Below are 16,254 nucleotides of genomic sequence, written 5' to 3' on the forward strand. Positions count from 1 at the left end.
CCTCTCAGACGGGCAGTGAGACGCGCATCACAAGACCACCGCCTTCACGGGGCTCCGCGATGATACGGCCGCCGTGAGCGCGCGCCACGGAGCGCGCGATCGACAGGCCGAGCCCGACCCCCTTGTCGCTGCCCGTTCGCTCCGTACGCAGCCGTCTGAAGGGCTCGAAGAGGTTGTCGATCTCGTACGCCGGCACCACGGGGCCGGTGTTCGAGACGACCAGCAGGGCCTGGCCGCCCCGGAGCTCGGTGTCGACCTCCACCCAGCCCCCCTCGGGAACGTTGTAGCGCACGGCGTTCTGTACGAGGTTCAGCGCGATCCGCTCCAGCAGGACCCCGTTGCCCTGGACGACGGCGGGGGTCCGCTCGCCGCGGATCTCCACGCCGCGCTCCTCGGCCTCGCCGCGCGTCTGGTCGATCGCACGCGAGGCCACCTCCTCCAGGTCGACCGGCTTGCGCTCGACGATCTGGTTGTCGCTGCGGGCCAGCAGCAGCAGGCCCTCGACCAGCTGCTCGCTGCGCTCGTTGGTGGCCAGCAGGGTCTTGCCGAGCTGTTTCAGCTCCGGCGGGGCCTGGGGGTCGGACAGGTGGACCTCCAGGAGCGTGCGGTTGATCGCGAGCGGGGTGCGCAGCTCGTGCGAGGCGTTGCCGACGAACCGCTGCTGGGCGGTGAAGGCCCGCTCCAGGCGGTCGAGCATCTCGTCGAAGGTGTCGGCGAGCTCCTTCAGCTCGTCGTCGGGGCCGTCCAGCTCGATCCGGCGGGACAGATCGGTTCCGGCCACCCTGCGGGCGGTGCGGGTGATCCGGCCCAGCGGCGAGAGCACGCGTCCGGCCATCGCGTAACCGAAGGCGAAGGCGATGACGCTCAGGCCCACCAGGGCCAGCAGCGAGCGGTTCAGGAGCGTGTCGAGCGCCTGCTGCCGCTGGTGGTTGACGCAGGAGTTCATCGCCGCGTTGAAGGAGTCCGGAGACGCCTTCTCGGGCAGGTTGCAGACATCGCTGGTGACCTGCCCGTTGACGATCTTGAACGGCAGCTCGCTGCCCACGTGCAGGGCCTGCGCGGCCAGCATGTAGATGATCGAGAGCAGTAGGATCCCGGCGATCAGGAACATGCCGCCGTAGAGCAGCGTGAGCCTTATCCGGATGGTCGGGCGCAGCCAGTAGGGAGGCTCCTGCTGTTTGGGCTCCCAGGTGGGCTTCGGAGGCGCCGTCGGCGGCGCGGGGGCGGTGGGCACGGCCGTCAGATCCGGTAGCCGGAACCGGGCACGGTGACGATGACCGGCGGCTCGCCGAGTTTCCGGCGCAGCGTCATGACGGTCACCCGGACGACATTGGTGAACGGGTCGGTGTTCTCGTCCCAGGCCTTCTCCAGCAGCTGCTCGGCCGAGACGACCGCGCCCTCGCTGCGCATCAGGACCTCCAGCACGGCGAACTCCTTGGGTGCGAGCTGGACCTCCGTCTCGCCCCGGAAGACCTCGCGCCGGTTGGGGTCGAGCTTGATCCCGGCCCGCTCCAGGACGGGCGGCAGGGCCACCGTGGTGCGCCGGCCGAGCGCCCGCACCCGTGCGGTCAGCTCGCTGAAGGCGAAGGGCTTGGGCAGATAGTCGTCGGCCCCCAGCTCCAGGCCCTCGACGCGGTCGCTGACGTCGCCGGACGCGGTGAGCATCAGCACCCGGGTGGGCATGCCCAGCTCGACGATCCGCCGGCAGACGTCGTCGCCGTGGACCAGGGGGAGGTCCCGGTCGAGCACCACGACGTCGTAGTCGTTGACCTCGATGCGCTCCAGGGCCGCCGCGCCGTCGTACACGACATCGACGGCCATGGCCTCCCGGCGCAATCCGGTGGCCACCGCATCGGCGAGCAGCTGCTCGTCCTCCACGACGAGTACGCGCACGGCGCTGTCCTTCCTTAGAAACCTACAGAAATCCGGGTGGAAACTTCAGAACGTCCCAAAGTGCCCACGGTCCGTGATCCGGACACCCGTCGGCACAGGTCTGTGCGGCTCCATCCTGCCCGCAACGCGCATAAACCGGCGGTAAGACGACGCGCCGCGACCTGGGGCTCGGCAGAATTCACCGGGTTTTCGGGCCAGTTGAGGTTTCCCCGGGTTCGGGCCCGGGGAGGACGAATTCACACCCGAGATCACGCCTTGAATGTGGCGTACCACTGGCCACTCCGTCCCCGGAGAGCGCGTGATCACCCGCCCTACCGCCTCCGTGCGGAGGGAAACCCCGGGCACACCCCCGTGCCACCGACCCACGATGAGGGGGCGCATTATGGACGCTTTCACCGCAGGCCTGCTGCAGCGGATCAAGAGCACCGAGTACGACCTCACGAGAGCTCGGGAGACCGGCGACGACTTCCTCGCGGATGTCGAGCAGGGCGAGCTGGACGACCTGCACCGCCTCGCCGCCGAGCACGGCGTCGAGATCGGCGCCACCAGCGTCTGAGCACATCGGCACGAAGGGCCCCCGATGCCGTCACCGGCGTCGGGGGCCCTTCCCGCGTACCGGGCCGGCCTGCTTTCAGTCGTGCCAGGCGCCGAACTCGTTCAGGAGCGCCTGGAGCGGCTCGAAGACGCCCGGCGTCGCGGCGACCGTCAGATCACCGTCGGCGGGCAGCCCGGGCCGCCCGCCGGTGAGCGCGCCCGCCTCGCGGGCGATGAGGTCGCCGGCCGCCAGGTCCCAGGGGTGGAGCCCGCGCTCGTAGTAGCCGTCGAGGCGGCCCGCGGCCACATCGCAGAGGTCCACGGCGGCGGAGCCGCCGCGGCGGATGTCACGGAGCCGCGGGATCAGCTTCCCGGCCACGTCCGCCTGGTGCGCACGGACGTCACTGACGTAGTTGAAACCGGTCGAGACGAGTGCCTGGTCGAGCGGCGGCGCGGGCCGGCAGCGCAGCGCGGTGCCGTCGCCGTACGCGCCGCCCTCCACGTACGCGCCGCCGCCGAGCACCGCCCGGTAGGTCTCGCGGCGCATCGGGGCCGCCACGACGCCCACGACCCGCACACCGTCCCGTTCGGCGGCGATGGACACGGCCCAGGTGGGCAGCCCGTACAGGTAGTTCACGGTGCCGTCGAGGGGGTCGACGACCCAGCGGATCCCGCTGCTGCCCTCGGCGCTGGCCCCCTCCTCGCCGAGGAATCCGTCCTGCGGGCGGCGCTCGCTGAGGAAGCCGGTGATCAGCTTCTCGGCGGCGATGTCCATCTCGGTGACGACGTCGATCGGGCTGGACTTGGTCGCGGCCACTCCCAGATCGGCCGGGCGGCCGTCACGGAGCAGCGCGCCGGCCCGTGAGGCGGCCTCCAGGGCGAGGGCGAGCAGTTCGGACAGGTTCGGGTCGGTCACGGCTCTCCAGGGGTTCGTGGGGGGGCGCAGGGGCTCTTACGCGTAGGGGCTGTCGGCGCCCGCGGCGGCGGGCTTGAGGGCCCGGGCCGGGCAGCAGCCGACCGGACAGAGGTCGTGGCCCGGCCCGAGCGAGCCCAGCGCACACCGCCGGCCGGCCTCTCCCCGCTCGGTGGCGGCGCGCTCCAGCACCAGGTCGCGCACGGCGGCGGCGAAGCGCGGGTCGGCGCCGACGGTGGCCGACCGGCGCACCGGCAGGCCCAGCTCGGCGGCCTTCGCGGTGGCCTCCGTGTCGAGGTCGTACAGGACCTCCATGTGGTCCGAGACGAAGCCGATGGGGGCCATCACCACGGCGGGCACACCGTCGGCGTGCAGCGCCTCCAGGTGGTCGCAGATGTCGGGCTCCAGCCAGGGGATGTGCGGGGCGCCGCTGCGCGACTGGTAGACGAGCCGCCAGGGGTACTCGACGCCGGTCTCCTCGCGCACCGCGTCGACGATCAGCCGGGCGACGTCGAGGTGCTCGGCGACATACGCGCCGCCGTCGCCGTGCGCCTCGACGGGGCCGGAGGTGTCGGCGGCGGAGGTGGGGATGGAGTGCGTGGTGAAGGCGAGGTGCGCCCCGGCGCGTACGTCCTCGGGGAGGTCGGCCAGGGAGGCGAGGACGCCGTCCACCATGGGGGTCACGAATCCGGGGTGGTTGAAGTAGTGCCGGAGCTTGTCCACCCGGGGCACCGGCAGCCCCTCCGCCTCCAGGGCGGCCAGTGACTCGGCGAGGTTCTCGCGGTACTGCCGGCAGCCGGAGTACGAGGCGTAGGCGCTGGTGGCGAGGACCGCGATGCGGCGGTGCCCGGCCCCGGTCATCTCACGCAGGGTGTCGGTGAGGTACGGCGCCCAGTTGCGGTTGCCCCAGTACACCGGCAGGTCCAGCCCGTGCCCGTCGAAGTCCTTGCGCAGGGCGTCCAGCAGGGCCCTGTTCTGGGCGTTGATCGGGCTGACGCCACCGAACAGGAAGTAGTGCTTGCCCACCTCCTTCAGCCGCTCCTCGGGGATGCCCCGGCCGCGGGTCACGTTCGCCAGGAACGGGACCACGTCGTCCGGGCCTTCGGGGCCGCCGAAGGAGAGCAGCAGCAGGGCGTCGTAGGGAGCGGGATCGCGCAGATCGGACATGACGACGATCCTGCCACCCGCCGCGGACGGCCCTCCCACCGACATCGGCTCCCGGGCCCACCCCGGTGTCGGGCCGAATGCCCCGACCGTAAGCTGTATCGGTTACGTTCATGTATTACAGGCGTGTGCGATCACGCTGTTCCGGAGCTCTCCTTGCCCAGTCCCTACCGCGCGATATTCGCCGTCCCCGGCACCAAGGGGTTCTCGGCGGCCGGATTCCTCGGCCGGATGCCGCTGTCCATGATGGGCATCGGTGTGGTGACCATGATTTCCCAGCTCACCGGCCGCTACGGGCTGGCCGGCGCGCTCTCCGCGACGCTGGCGATGTCCGCGGCGGTGATCGGGCCGCTGATCTCCCGGCTCGTCGACCGGCACGGACAGCGTCGGGTCCTGCGTCCCGCGACCCTGGTCGCGCTGACGGCGGTGGCCGGGCTGCTGGTCTGCGCGCAGCAGCGGCTGGCCGACTGGACGCTCTTCGTCTTCGCGGCGGGCGCCGGCTGCGTGCCCAGCGTGGGCTCGATGATCCGGGCCCGCTGGGCGGAGATCTACCGCGGTTCGCCGCGGCAGCTGCACACCGCGTACGCGTGGGAGTCGATCGTCGACGAGGTGTGCTTCATCTTCGGGCCGATCATCTCGATCGGTCTGTCCACCGCCTGGTTCCCGGAGGCCGGGCCGCTCCTGGCGGCCGGGTTCCTGCTGGTCGGTGTGGTCTGGCTGACCGCGCAGCGGTCCACCGAGCCCGTTCCGCATCCGCGCCGGGAGCACACCGGCGGTTCCGCGCTGCGCTCGCGGGGGCTCCAGGTGCTCGTGGTGACGTTCGTGGCCACCGGTGCGATCTTCGGGTCGATCGACGTGGTGACGGTGGCCTTCGCCGAGGAGCGGGGCCACAAGGCCGCGGCAAGCCTCGTGCTGGCTGTGTACGCGCTGGGATCCTGCCTGGCCGGAGCGGTCTTCGGCCTGCTGCGTCTGAAGCGGAAGGCGTCCACCAGGTGGCTGGTGGGCGTGTGCGCGATGGCCGTGAGTATGATCCCCCTCCAACTGGCCGGGAACCTGCCGTTCCTGGCCGTGGCGCTCTTTGTCGCGGGTCTCGCCATCGCACCGACGATGGTCACCACCATGGCCCTCGTCGAACAGCACGTACCGCGCACCGAACTGACCGAGGGCATGACCTGGACCAGCACCGGGCTCGCCGTCGGGGTGGCGCTCGGCTCCTCGGCCGCCGGCTGGGTGGTCGACGCGTCGGGAGCGGAGGCGGGGTACGCGGTGCCCGTCGCGGCGGGAGCGCTCGCGGCCGCGGTGGCGTTCCTGGGGTATCGCCGGCTCAGCGGGCCGGTTCTCATGGAAGGGCGCGCGGAAGATGACCGACGCACGGACGACGACGAACGCGTGGCGTAACTGGGCGGGAAACGTCACCGCCCGGCCGGTACGGGCCGTGTCCCCGGCCTCCGTACCGGAGCTCGCCGAGGTGCTTCGCCGCGCGTCCGAGGACGGTCTGCGGGTGAAGCCGGTGGGCACCGGTCACTCCTTCACCGCGACGGCGGCCACCGACGGCGTGCTGATCCGCCCGGACCTGCTCACCGGCATCCGGAACATCGACCGCGAGGCGATGACGGTGACCGTCGAGGCCGGCACCCCGCTGAAGCGGCTGAACACCGCCCTGGCCCGCGAGGGCCTCTCGCTCACCAACATGGGCGACATCATGGAGCAGACGGTGGCGGGCGCCACCTCGACCGGCACCCACGGCACCGGCCGTGACTCGGCGTCCATATCCGCGCAGATCCGCGCCCTCGAACTGGTCACCGCCGACGGCACGGTGCTGACCTGTTCGGAGAAGGAGAACGCGGACGTCTTCGCCGTCGCCCGGATCGGGCTCGGCGCACTGGGTGTCGTCACGGCGATCACCTTCGCCGTGGAGCCGGTCTTCCTGCTGACGGCCCGTGAGGAGCCGATGACCTTCGACCGGGTCCTGGGCGACTTCGACGAGCTGGTCGCGGAGAACGAGCACTTCGAGTTCTACTGGTTCCCGCACACCGGCAACTGCAACACCAAGCGCAACAACCGCAGCGCCGGCCCCGCCGCCCCGCCCGGAAGGGTCAGCGGCTGGGTCGAGGACGAGCTCCTCTCCAACGGGATCTTCCAGGTGGCCTGTTCGCTCGGCCGGGCGGTGCCCGCCACCATTCCCTCGATCGCCAAGCTCTCCAGCCGTGCCCTGTCGGCCCGCACGTACACCGACATCCCGTACAAGGTCTTCACGAGCCCGCGCCGGGTCCGCTTCGTGGAGATGGAGTACGCGCTGCCGCGCGGGGCCGCCGTGGAGGCGCTGCGCGAGGTGAAGGCGATGGTCGAGCGTTCGCCGCTTCGGATCAGCTTCCCGGTGGAGGTCCGTACCGCCCCCGCGGACGACATCGCGCTCTCCACGGCCTCGGGCCGCGACAGCGCGTACATCGCCGTCCATCTCTACAAGGGCACGCCCTACCAGGCGTACTTCACGGCGGTCGAGCGGATCATGACCGCCCATGGCGGCCGCCCGCACTGGGGCAAGGTCAACACCCGTGACGCCGAGTACCTCGCCGGGGTGTACCCGCGGTTCGGCGAGTTCACCGCCGTACGCGACCGGCTCGACCCGGACCGGCTCTTCGGCAACGACTACCTGCGCCGGGTCCTGGGCGAGTAGGTCCGCCGGGCACCCGACGGCCCCGCAGGTCCCGGTCGCACGTATCCGGGTCCTGCGGGGCCGTTCGTCACTGTCCGGTGTCGGTGCCGGCGGTGGCGCCGTCGCCCTGTGCCGGGGCCTCGCCCGCGGGGTCCGTGCCGGTGGTGGCGCCGTCGGCGGGTGCCGACGGGGAAGGAGTGGCCGCCGGGGACGGGCTCGTACGGTCACCGGTGCTGCCGGACTTCGTGGGGCCGGGCGTCGGGTCGGCCGAGGAGGCACCGCCCTCGCCGGCGGCCGGGCTCCGGCCGGCGCCGCCCTGCGGGTCCGTACCGGGCGTCGCGCCGTTCTCCTGACCGGGCGTCTGCTTCCGGTCGGGGCCGGTGGTGGTGGACGGCGCCGGATCGTTCGACCCGGAACTCCGCTCCCCGCCGCGCACCACGGAGCCGACGGTCGTCCCGCTGCCCCCGCTCAGGTCGTTGCCGGAGAGCAGCTCGAACGTGGTGATTCCGGCCATCGTGAGGACGAAGACCACCGCCGCGCCGAGCGCGGAGCGCTTCCAGCCGCGGATCCGGGTGCCGTGCGTGCTGGCTTCGGAGAACTCCTCGTCCGGGTCCGGACGTGCCGTGGTGAGCAGCTGGGTCGCGTCGACCGGCCGCAGCAGACGCGTACGGTCCGGATCGTCGGCCGGGGCGGGCGGCGGGACCTCGGCGTCCACCCGGCGCAGCACGGTCGTGGCGTCCATGGCGGGCAGCACGGTGGTGGCGTCCGGGGCGTCCGGGGCGTCCGGCGTTCCGAGGCGGGTACCGGCCGGGGTCCTGGCCCGCGGCAGCCGCGTCCCGCCGGCCCTACGCGCGCCGTTCGTCTCGCGGGTATGCACCGTCACCTCGCGGCCCGGGTGCTTCACATGGACCGTGACCTCGCGGATCTGCTCCCCCGTGCGCCGGAAGAAGTGCTGGAAGACCGAGCCTCCGCAGGTGGCGACGACGCTCATCACTCCGGCGCCGAGGATCGTCCCGTACACGCCCAGCTGGGAGGCCGCCACCGCCGCCGCGACCGCTGCCACGGCACTGCCCGCGACCTGCGGCAGGCTCAGATCTATGCGCCTTTCTCTGGGTTCTGTGTCACTTTCCGGCTTCTGCACCATTTCCAGCCCTTGATTGACATCTCTCCCACCATGCAACAGGAAGGGACATTTGAGCGAAGTGAATAGTTCCGCTTCCGGGGATTCTGTGAAGCAGGACACGAGCGCGGGGCGCACCACCCCCGGCCCGGTGACCCAACTCCCGCACCTCACGAGAACTTCGGCGGCGCGGCGGTCCACCCTCGTGGCCCGAATGGAGTACTGTGGCGAGCCCTGGGGCCGGACTCCCGTACGGGTGTCCGGGATCTTCGGGAGGGGGCCGAAGGAGGCACTCGATCCGGCGGCGCCACGGCATCGCACGGAGACTGGCTACATGAGGTGACCAGAGGTCACTTTCTGTTGCAGAATAGGTCACCGTGTCATACCGGCGATCAAGGGCTCACGCCCGACACGCCGGGCAACACGGCAATGTTGTGGCAGGCTGCACCCGGGCAGGCCACACTCGACTAGCGGAAGCAGCGACGCACGTGACGTCGGCAGGCACCACCCGGGAGGTCCCCATGCCCGAACTGCGTGTCGTGGCCGTCTCCAACGACGGCACACGACTGGTGCTCAAGGCTGCGGACAGCACGGAGTACACGCTTCCCATCGACGAGCGGCTGCGCGCCGCCGTGCGCAACGACCGCGCGCGACTCGGCCAGATCGAGATCGAGGTGGAGAGCCACCTCCGCCCCCGCGACATCCAGGCGCGGATACGAGCCGGTGCCTCCGCGGAGGAGGTCGCCCAGTTCGCCGGAATCCCCGTCGACCGTGTCCGCCGCTTCGAGGGCCCCGTGCTCGCGGAGCGCGCCTTCATGGCCGAGCGGGCCCGGAAGACTCCCGTGCGCCGTCCCGGCGAGAACACCGGACCCCAGCTCGGCGAGGCGGTAAAGGAGCGGCTGCTGCTGCGCGGCGCCGACAAGGAGACCGTCCAGTGGGACTCCTGGCGCCGCGACGACGGCACCTGGGAAGTCCTTCTGGTCTACCGGGTCGCGGGCGAGCCGCACTCGGCGAGCTGGACGTACGACCCGCCGCGCCGGCTGGTCCAGGCGGTGGACGACGAGGCGCGCTCGCTGATCGGCGAGACCGACGACGTCGCCGCGCCCGAGCCGAGCTTCCCGTTCGTGCCCCGGATCGCCCGGCTGCCGCGCGACCGGCCGCTGGACCGCGCCCTGGACCGTCAGATGGAGCGGCCCACGGCCCCGCCGCCCCCGCCCGAGCCCGAGGAGCACATCGCGTCCGTCTCGGCCGGTGAGCGCGATTCGCTGACCAGCCTGCTGGAGGCGGTGCCGAGCTTCCGCGGCGACATGGTGGTGCCGGAACGGCCGGCGCCGCCCGAGCCGCCCGCGATCGAGCCCGCCGCGCAGGAGCCGGAGGCCGATGAACCGCCGGCCGCGGCGGCCTCCGCGGGCGCCGGTTCCGCCTACGCGGACGTGCTGATGCCGCGAGCGGTGGCCGGTCACCGCGACCGGCTGACCGGTACGACGGACCGCCAGGCCGAGGCGGACGGCGTCCGGCCCGGCCGCCGGGCCGCCGTACCGACCTGGGACGAGATCGTCTTCGGTACCCGCCGCAAGAAGCAGGACTGAGCGGGGGAACCGCGGCATGACCCGGGCCCGTACGCCACTGCGTACGGGCCCTCGTGCCGTCTGCGTCCGCCGCGCCTCGCGCTTACCGGGCCGGGCGCGGCGGTCCCGGTCGGCGCGCCCTCCCTTACCGGGGCTCGGGCCCCGTCGCCACCGGGCGGGACTCGTCGCCGGACCACTCGGACCAGGAACCCGCGTACAGCGCGGCGGGGATCCCGGCGACGGCCAGGGCCAGGACCTCGTGGGCGCCGGAGACGCCGGAGCCGCAGTAGACGCCGATCTCGTCCGCACGGTCGGCGCCGAGTTCCTTGAAGCGGGCCGCCAACGCCTCCGGGGCCAGGAACCGCCCGTCGTCCCCCGTGTTCTCGGAGGTCGGGGCCGAGACGGCGCCCGGGATGTGGCCGCCCACCCGGTCGATCGGCTCCACGTCTCCCCGGTAGCGCTCGGCGGCCCGCGCGTCGAGCAGCAGCCCCGAGCGGGCCAGCGCCGCCGCTCCGTCCGCGTCCAGCAGTGCCAGCGCGCCGGGGACGGGCCGGAAGTCGCCCTCGGCCGGAGCCGGGATCCCGGTGTCGAGATCGCCCGTCCAGGCGGCGAGACCGCCGTCCAGGACCCTGACGTCCGGGTGTCCCGTCCAGCGAAGCAGCCACCAGGCGCGGGCCGCGGCCCAGCCCTGGCCGCCGTCGTACACGACCACCGGGGTGTCCCGGGAGACACCGGCCCGGCGCATCACCGCCCCGAATGCGTCCGGATCGGGCAGTGGATGGCGTCCGCCGCGGCCCGCGGGGCCGGCGAGTTCCGCGTCCAGGTCGACGAAGACCGCACCGGGAATGTGCCCGGCCTCGTACTCGGGCCGCCCGTTGGGGCCGCCGAGCTGCCAACGTACGTCCAGGAGCACCGGCGGACGTGGCCCCGCCGACTCGCTCGCGTATTCCGATGCGGTGATGATGGGCTTCATGGGTGCCATCCTCGCGCAGGAGGCACCCCACCCGTACCACCTTCGAAACGGGCGCACCGAAGCAAACCGGTCTCCCTCCGTCGAGATCCGGAAAGTGCGGCGCGGCCGGAGCACATCGTGCGCCGGGTGGTGCCAACATCTGCACGGGGCGTACACATCCCGTACCGCACGACCGCGAGCCGGCCCCGTTTTCCCCCGTACGGCCACCCCGATGGTCCGAGGAGAGAGTGACGATGACCGAGGCTGCCGCTCCGCGTACGCCCGGAACACCTTGCTGGGTGAGTCTGATCGTGCACGGCATGAGCACGACCCAGCACTTCTACGCCGATCTGTTCGGCTGGGAATTCGTGCCGGGTCCGGACCAGCTGGGTCCGTACGTCCGGGCGCTGATCGACGGAAAGGTGGTGGCGGGCATCGGACAGCTGCCGCCGGACCGGCATCTGCCGGTCGCCTGGACGACCTATCTGGCCACGGACGACGCGGATCTCACGGCGGAGGCCATCCGGTCCTGCGGGGGAACGGTCGCCGTGGGGCCGCTCGACGCGGGCGAGGCGGGCCGGCTCGCCATCGCCTCCGACCCCGGCGGTGCGGTCTTCGGGATCTGGCAGGCCGCCGCGCATGTCGGTACCGCGCTCGCCGGTGCCCCCGGCACGCCGGTCTGGAACGAGCTGGTCACCCGGGAGACCGCGACGGTCTGCAAGTTCTACCAGACGGTCTTCGGCTACGAGGCGGAGGCGGTCGTCTCGGCCGACTTCGACTACCAGACCCTGCATCTGGAGGGCCGGCCGGTGGCGTCGCTGCACGGTGTCGGCCATGCCCTGCCGCGCGACCGGGGCCCGCACTGGATGACGTACTTCGAGGTCTCCGACACCGACGAGGCCGCCCGGCGGGTGGTGGAGCTGGGCGGGTACGTCCTGCAGCCGCCCCGGGAGGGGGCGGGCGGCCGGGTGGCGACCGTGGCCGACCCGGAGGGCGCGGCGTTCACGATCGTCAGGTCGGCCGTTCGCTGAGCCGCCCGGCAGCCCGGTCCCCGCCGGTCCGGACCCGTTCGACATGCCGGTGGGCGGGGCCGGCCAGCCGGGAGTGCATCTCGTCGAAGAGCTCGGACGCGTGGGTTCCGCTCCATTCGGCGGGCAGCAGTTCACGCGCGACGCCGGGATCGAGGTAGACCAGCCGGCGCCAGTCGGTGAGGACCCTGATGTACGTCGTGAACGCCTCCCGGTCCGCCACCCCCGGACCGTTCGCGATCCGCTCGGCCACCGGGCGGTGCGCGGCGAGGAATTCGACGTACAGCCGTTGCAGCCGGGCGGTGTCCCACCAGGAGCGGACCTTCGTGGCGAGTTCGCCGCCGTCGCCCCCGCCGGCCGAGAGGTAGTCGGCGCGGAAGAGGTCGGCGTACGCGCGCAGGCCGTGTCTGGCCAGCATGGACTCCGCCTCGTCGTGCACATGCCCGGGTGCGATCCACACGCCGGCGGACACCGAACCGAAGCCGAGCCGGGTGAGCTGGGTGCGCAGGGTGTGCCGCCTGGCGCGTTCGGACTCGGGCACCGAGAAGACGACCAGTACCCAGCCCTCGTCGACAGTGGCCCGCCGCGCGGCGAAGATGCGCGGATCGCCGTCGCGCAGCATCCGCTCCGTCTCGGGCGAGATCCGGTATCCGGCGGCTCCGGACACCGTCCGGGCTTCGAGCAGCCCGGCCCGCTTCAGCCGGGAGACGCAGGAGCGCACGGTCGGTGCCTCGACGCCGAGGTCGGCGAGCAGCTGGATCAGCGAGGCCACCGACATCCAGCCGTCGGTGTCGCGCGCGTACAGCCCGTAGACGGTCACGATCAGCTGTCTGGGCTGCACCTTGCCCAGCGGGCCCGGTCCGGAGTCGTCCTCTTCCGCGCTCACCGTGTTCACGGCCTCATCCTAAGCAGCGGGACACGGGTGGCCGACGGGCGGCTCAGCCGGAGCCGACGGGCAGCACGTCCGGCGACAGCGCACCCGCGCGGGCGGTGGCGCTGGTGGTCCTGCGCTGGTGGTGGCGCCGGCACAGCACCTCGTAACCGACCTCACCCGCCTGCTGGTTGACGTCGCCCACGACCACTTGGGCGCCTTCGACGACCATCTCGCCGCCGACCGTGCGGGCGTTGTGCGTGGCCCGTGCGCCGCACCAGCAGAGCGCTTCGACCTGGAGGGTCTCCACCCGGTCGGCCAGCTCGATCAGCCGCTGGGAGCCGGGGAACAGCTTGGTCCGGAAGTCGGTGGTGATGCCGAACGCGAAGACGTCCAGATCCAGGTCGTCGACGATGCGCGCCAGCTGGTCGATCTGGACGGGGGCCAGGAACTGCGCCTCGTCCACGATCACGTAGTCCGCGCGGCCGCCGCGGCTTATCCGGCCGACGAGATGGGCGTACAGATCCATGCCCTCGTCGGCCTCGACGGCGTCGGTGACCAGTCCCAGGCGCGAGGACAGCTTGCCCTCCCCCGCCCGGTCGTCGCGGGTGAAGATCACGCCCTGCAGGCCGCGCGCCGAACGGTTGTGGCCGATCTGGAGCGCCAGTGTGCTCTTTCCGCAGTCCATCGTTCCGGAGAAGAACACAAGCTCGGGCATGAGGGGTCGAGCACCTTTCGGGCAAGGGAAGGGTTGTGCGGGAAAACGCGGTTACGAGCGTACTTCGAGGAGCGGGACGAGCTGCTCCACGGGGGTCATCGAGCCGTGCATGCCAACCATCGCGGACTCGTGCGGCTCGTTTACGGAGGCGGTGATCACCACGTCGTCGTTGGCCGCCGCGACGACGTCGCCGATCCTGCCGCGGACCCGTTCGTCGACCTTCGGGCCGAACCAGCCGGCCGCGATCGCCTCGTCCCGGCCCGCCACCCAGAACTGCTCGCCGAGCACTTCCTGCCAGACGGTCAGCACATCGTTCTCGGCGCCCGGGACGGCGTACACATGACGGGCCCGGCCCTCGCCGCCGAGCAGTGCGACGCCCGCGCGCAGCTCCCAGTCCTCGTCGAAGTCGATCCGGGACTGCTCGTCGAACGGGATGTCGATCATGCCGTGGTCGGCGGTGATGTAGAGCGCCGAGCGGGGCGGGAGCTGTTCGGCCAGGCGCCGCGCCAGGCCGTCCACGTACATCAGCTGTCCGCGCCAGGCGTCGGAGTCGACGCCGAAGCGGTGTCCTTTGCCGTCGACCTCGCTGTAGTACGTGTAGACGAGCGACCGGTCGCCCATGGCGAGCCGTTCGGCGGCGATGTCCATCCGCTCCTCGCCGGTGAGCCGGCCCAGGAACGAGCCACCGCTGAGCGCGACCTTGGTGAGCGGGGTCTGCTCGAAGGCGGGGGCGGAGACCTGGGCGGTGCGCACGCCCGCGGCGTCGGCGAGCTGGAACACGGTGGGGTACGGCTGCCAGACCTTCGGGGAGGTCCAGGGCTTCCAGCGGAGCTGGTTCATCAGCTCGCCGGTCTCCGGATTGCGTGCGCTGTAGCCGGGCAGGCCGTGCTCCCCGGGCGGCAGCCCGGTACCCACCGAGGCGAGCGAGGTCGCCGTGGTGGCCGGGAAGCCCGCCGTTATCGGGCGGCCGGTGCCGCCGCGCGAGGTGGGGAGCAGGGAGTGCAGAAACGGTGCCTCGTCGGGGTGGGCCTTGATCTGTTCCCAGCCGAGGCCGTCGATCAGGAACACGCAGTTCCGGTCGGCGGGGGTGAGTTCGGGGATGGCCGCGGTGAAGCCCGCGACGCCCTGCCCGGCGGCGAGCGTGGGAAGCAGATCGGCGAGCGATCCGCTGCCGTACTCCGGCACCGGGGCGCTGTCGACGGGGAGCGGAACGGGATCCTGCCAGGCCGGCTGCGCCATCAGCGGCCGGTCGCCGCGGTCGCGGCCGTGGCCTCGGAGAGCGACTGGGCGAAGGCGAGGGTCTGGCGCACGGTGTCCGGTCCGTCACCGGCCTCGCTGACCCGCAGGCTCAGGTCGTCGGCGGTGGAGTTGCCCGTGTAGCCGTGGTCGGCCTCGCAGTTGGGGTCGCCGCAGGCGGCCGGCTCCAGGTCGATCCGGGAGACCGCGCCCCAGCCGATGGTGAGGACGACCTCGCGGGGCAGCGTGCCCGGTACGTACTTCTCGGGGTTGGCGACGACCCGGCTGACCACGACCGACGAGATCCGGTCGAGCTTGACCGACTCCGTGGAGGTGGTGGCGTACGGGGTCGGGGAGCTGGTGTCGGCGTTCTGCTCGTCGGTGTGGCTGACGATGAAACGGTTGTCCGTCAGGACCAGGACCGTGACGTGGCGGCGCACCTCGTTGGAGTCGAAGGTGGTCTCCTGGTGCACCAGGTACGAAGCGACCGGCTCACCGCCCACGGCGGCCTCCACCGCCTCGGCCACGAGGGCCGGGTAGTAGCCACTGCGCTCGATCGCCGCGCGCAGCCCCTGGGTCGTCGTACCGGTCTTTGCCATGAGCACCATCCTACGGGGGGCGGATGACTGCCGGGGACGTTGTGCGGCAGGGCGGACCTGGACCCCGGGGCGGGACGGTGCCCGCCCCGGCCGGCGTCAGTAGTTGGGGAGGCGGCGGGGGCCGAGGTCGGTGCGGGCCGGGGGCGGCGAGAGGCGGACACTCGCGCCGAGGACGGTGAGCCCCTGGGTGGCGACCACCACCGGTTCCAGGGCGATGGAGACCACCTCGGGATGGTCGTCGACCAGCCGGGAGACCCGCAGCAGCAGCTCTTCGAGGGCCGCGGTGTCCACGGGCGCCGCGCCGCGCCAGCCGAACAGCACCGGGGCCGCCCGGATGGACCGGATCAGTTCGGCGGCGTCGCGGTCGGTGGCCGGGACGAGGCGGTGGGCGGTGTCGCCGAGGAGTTCGGAGGGCGCGCCGGCGAGCCCGAAGGACAGCACGGCGCCGGCCGCCGGGTCGATCGTGGCCCGTACGACGGTGTCGACGCCGCGCGGCGCCATGGCCTGGACCACCGGCTGGAGTTCGGCGGGCTTGCCGAGCAGGTCGGTCAGTTCGCCGTAGGCCCGGCGCAGCGCGGTCTCGTTGGCGAGGTCGAGCCGGACACCGCCGAGGTCGGCGCGGTGGCGCAGGTGCGGCGCGGTGGTCTTGAGCGCCACGGGGTAGCCGAGCCGGGCCGCGGCCGCGACGGCCGCGTCCGGGTCGGGTGCAGGGAGCGTCGGCCGCACGGTGACGCCGTAGCGGCCCAGGAGTTCGCGGGCCTGGTCGGGCGCGAGCTGGAGGCCCCTCGGGTCGGGGTCGGGGCCGAGGAGGGTGTCGATGAGTCCGGCGGTGCCGGGCTCGTCGATGGTGTCGTCGAGGAACTCGGGCACCTTGCCGGGCACGGCGGCCTGCCGCCGCCACTGCGCGTACCGCACCGCTTCCGCCAGGGCGCGCACCGCCCGTTCGGCGGCGGGGTAGGCGGGGATCCGGCCGTTGCGGGCGCCGGGGGCCGAGGTCGTGGG

Annotated in this window: 16 protein-coding genes; 5 read left to right on the top strand and 11 right to left on the bottom strand. The window is 72.4% G+C overall.

Annotated features, from left to right (window positions below):
- Window positions 1–4: 4 nt before the first annotated feature.
- On the bottom strand, window positions 5–1,234 hold the full coding sequence (locus tag AADR41_RS26390; RefSeq protein WP_342283895.1) for a sensor histidine kinase: 1,230 nt from the start codon (window positions 1,232–1,234) through the stop codon (window positions 5–7).
- Window positions 1,235–1,239: 5 nt separating this feature from the next.
- Window positions 1,240–1,893 (bottom strand): response regulator transcription factor, encoded by a 654-nt coding sequence (locus AADR41_RS26395; RefSeq protein WP_072485872.1) that lies wholly within the window; start codon window positions 1,891–1,893, stop codon window positions 1,240–1,242.
- A 382-nt stretch (window positions 1,894–2,275) separates the two neighbouring features.
- Between AADR41_RS26395 and AADR41_RS26400 the strand changes: the two genes are divergently transcribed.
- The gene (locus AADR41_RS26400; protein ID WP_342283896.1) at window positions 2,276–2,449 is read left to right on the top strand and encodes a hypothetical protein; all 174 of its coding nucleotides are present in this window, start codon (window positions 2,276–2,278) and stop codon (window positions 2,447–2,449) included.
- Window positions 2,450–2,524: 75 nt separating this feature from the next.
- Here AADR41_RS26400 and AADR41_RS26405 read toward each other — a convergent pair whose 3' ends face one another.
- A complete protein-coding gene (locus AADR41_RS26405) occupies window positions 2,525–3,343 on the bottom strand; it encodes an inositol monophosphatase family protein (RefSeq protein ID WP_342283897.1) in 819 nt (272 codons plus the stop codon).
- 36 nt (window positions 3,344–3,379) lie between these two features.
- Window positions 3,380–4,507: a ferrochelatase gene (locus AADR41_RS26410; RefSeq protein WP_342283898.1), complete on the bottom strand. Its 1,128-nt coding sequence runs from the start codon at window positions 4,505–4,507 to the stop codon at window positions 3,380–3,382.
- Window positions 4,508–4,660: 153 nt separating this feature from the next.
- Here AADR41_RS26410 and AADR41_RS26415 point away from each other — a divergent pair, with 153 nt between their 5' ends.
- On the top strand, window positions 4,661–5,902 hold the full coding sequence (locus AADR41_RS26415) for an MFS transporter (protein WP_342283899.1): 1,242 nt from the start codon (window positions 4,661–4,663) through the stop codon (window positions 5,900–5,902).
- Complete coding sequence (locus tag AADR41_RS26420; protein WP_342283900.1) at window positions 5,865–7,181, top strand: D-arabinono-1,4-lactone oxidase; 1,317 nt, start codon at window positions 5,865–5,867, stop codon at window positions 7,179–7,181. The genes AADR41_RS26415 and AADR41_RS26420 overlap by 38 nt, the downstream gene beginning before the upstream one ends.
- Window positions 7,182–7,248: 67 nt before the next feature.
- On the opposite strand, the gene AADR41_RS26425 is transcribed toward AADR41_RS26420, so the two are convergent.
- Window positions 7,249–8,304 (bottom strand): hypothetical protein, encoded by a 1,056-nt coding sequence (locus tag AADR41_RS26425; RefSeq protein ID WP_342283901.1) that lies wholly within the window; start codon window positions 8,302–8,304, stop codon window positions 7,249–7,251.
- Window positions 8,305–8,801: 497 nt separating this feature from the next.
- Here AADR41_RS26425 and sepH point away from each other — a divergent pair, with 497 nt between their 5' ends.
- Entirely contained in the window at window positions 8,802–9,869 is a 1,068-nt protein-coding gene (gene sepH / locus AADR41_RS26430) for a septation protein SepH (RefSeq protein WP_342283902.1), read from the top strand.
- A gap of 124 nt (window positions 9,870–9,993) precedes the next feature.
- Here the strand turns inward: sepH and AADR41_RS26435 are convergent, their stop codons facing one another.
- A complete protein-coding gene (locus tag AADR41_RS26435; RefSeq protein WP_342283903.1) occupies window positions 9,994–10,821 on the bottom strand; it encodes a sulfurtransferase in 828 nt (275 codons plus the stop codon).
- A 233-nt stretch (window positions 10,822–11,054) separates the two neighbouring features.
- Between AADR41_RS26435 and AADR41_RS26440 the strand changes: the two genes are divergently transcribed.
- The gene (locus AADR41_RS26440) at window positions 11,055–11,831 is read left to right on the top strand and encodes a VOC family protein (protein WP_342283904.1); all 777 of its coding nucleotides are present in this window, start codon (window positions 11,055–11,057) and stop codon (window positions 11,829–11,831) included.
- Here the strand turns inward: AADR41_RS26440 and AADR41_RS26445 are convergent.
- The 5 genes from AADR41_RS26445 to AADR41_RS26465 form a co-directional block, all read right to left on the bottom strand.
- Window positions 11,812–12,723: a PaaX family transcriptional regulator gene (locus AADR41_RS26445; protein WP_342283905.1), complete on the bottom strand. Its 912-nt coding sequence runs from the start codon at window positions 12,721–12,723 to the stop codon at window positions 11,812–11,814. The genes AADR41_RS26440 and AADR41_RS26445 overlap by 20 nt on opposite strands.
- 43 nt (window positions 12,724–12,766) lie before the next feature.
- The gene (locus AADR41_RS26450) at window positions 12,767–13,417 is read right to left on the bottom strand and encodes a thymidine kinase (protein ID WP_342283906.1); all 651 of its coding nucleotides are present in this window, start codon (window positions 13,415–13,417) and stop codon (window positions 12,767–12,769) included.
- 51 nt (window positions 13,418–13,468) lie between these two features.
- On the bottom strand, window positions 13,469–14,656 hold the full coding sequence (locus AADR41_RS26455) for an alkaline phosphatase family protein (RefSeq protein ID WP_342283907.1): 1,188 nt from the start codon (window positions 14,654–14,656) through the stop codon (window positions 13,469–13,471).
- Window positions 14,656–15,252, bottom strand: a complete 597-nt coding sequence (locus AADR41_RS26460; protein WP_093539487.1) for a DUF5998 family protein — start codon at window positions 15,250–15,252, stop codon at window positions 14,656–14,658. The genes AADR41_RS26455 and AADR41_RS26460 overlap by 1 nt, the downstream gene beginning before the upstream one ends.
- Before the next feature lie 96 nt (window positions 15,253–15,348).
- Window positions 15,349–16,254: acetate--CoA ligase family protein (locus AADR41_RS26465; RefSeq protein WP_342283908.1), on the bottom strand; the 906-nt coding region annotated here is incomplete at its 5' end.

This window comes from Streptomyces sp. CLV115, assembly GCF_038448545.1.
Lineage (GTDB): Bacteria > Actinomycetota > Actinomycetes > Streptomycetales > Streptomycetaceae > Streptomyces > Streptomyces sanglieri.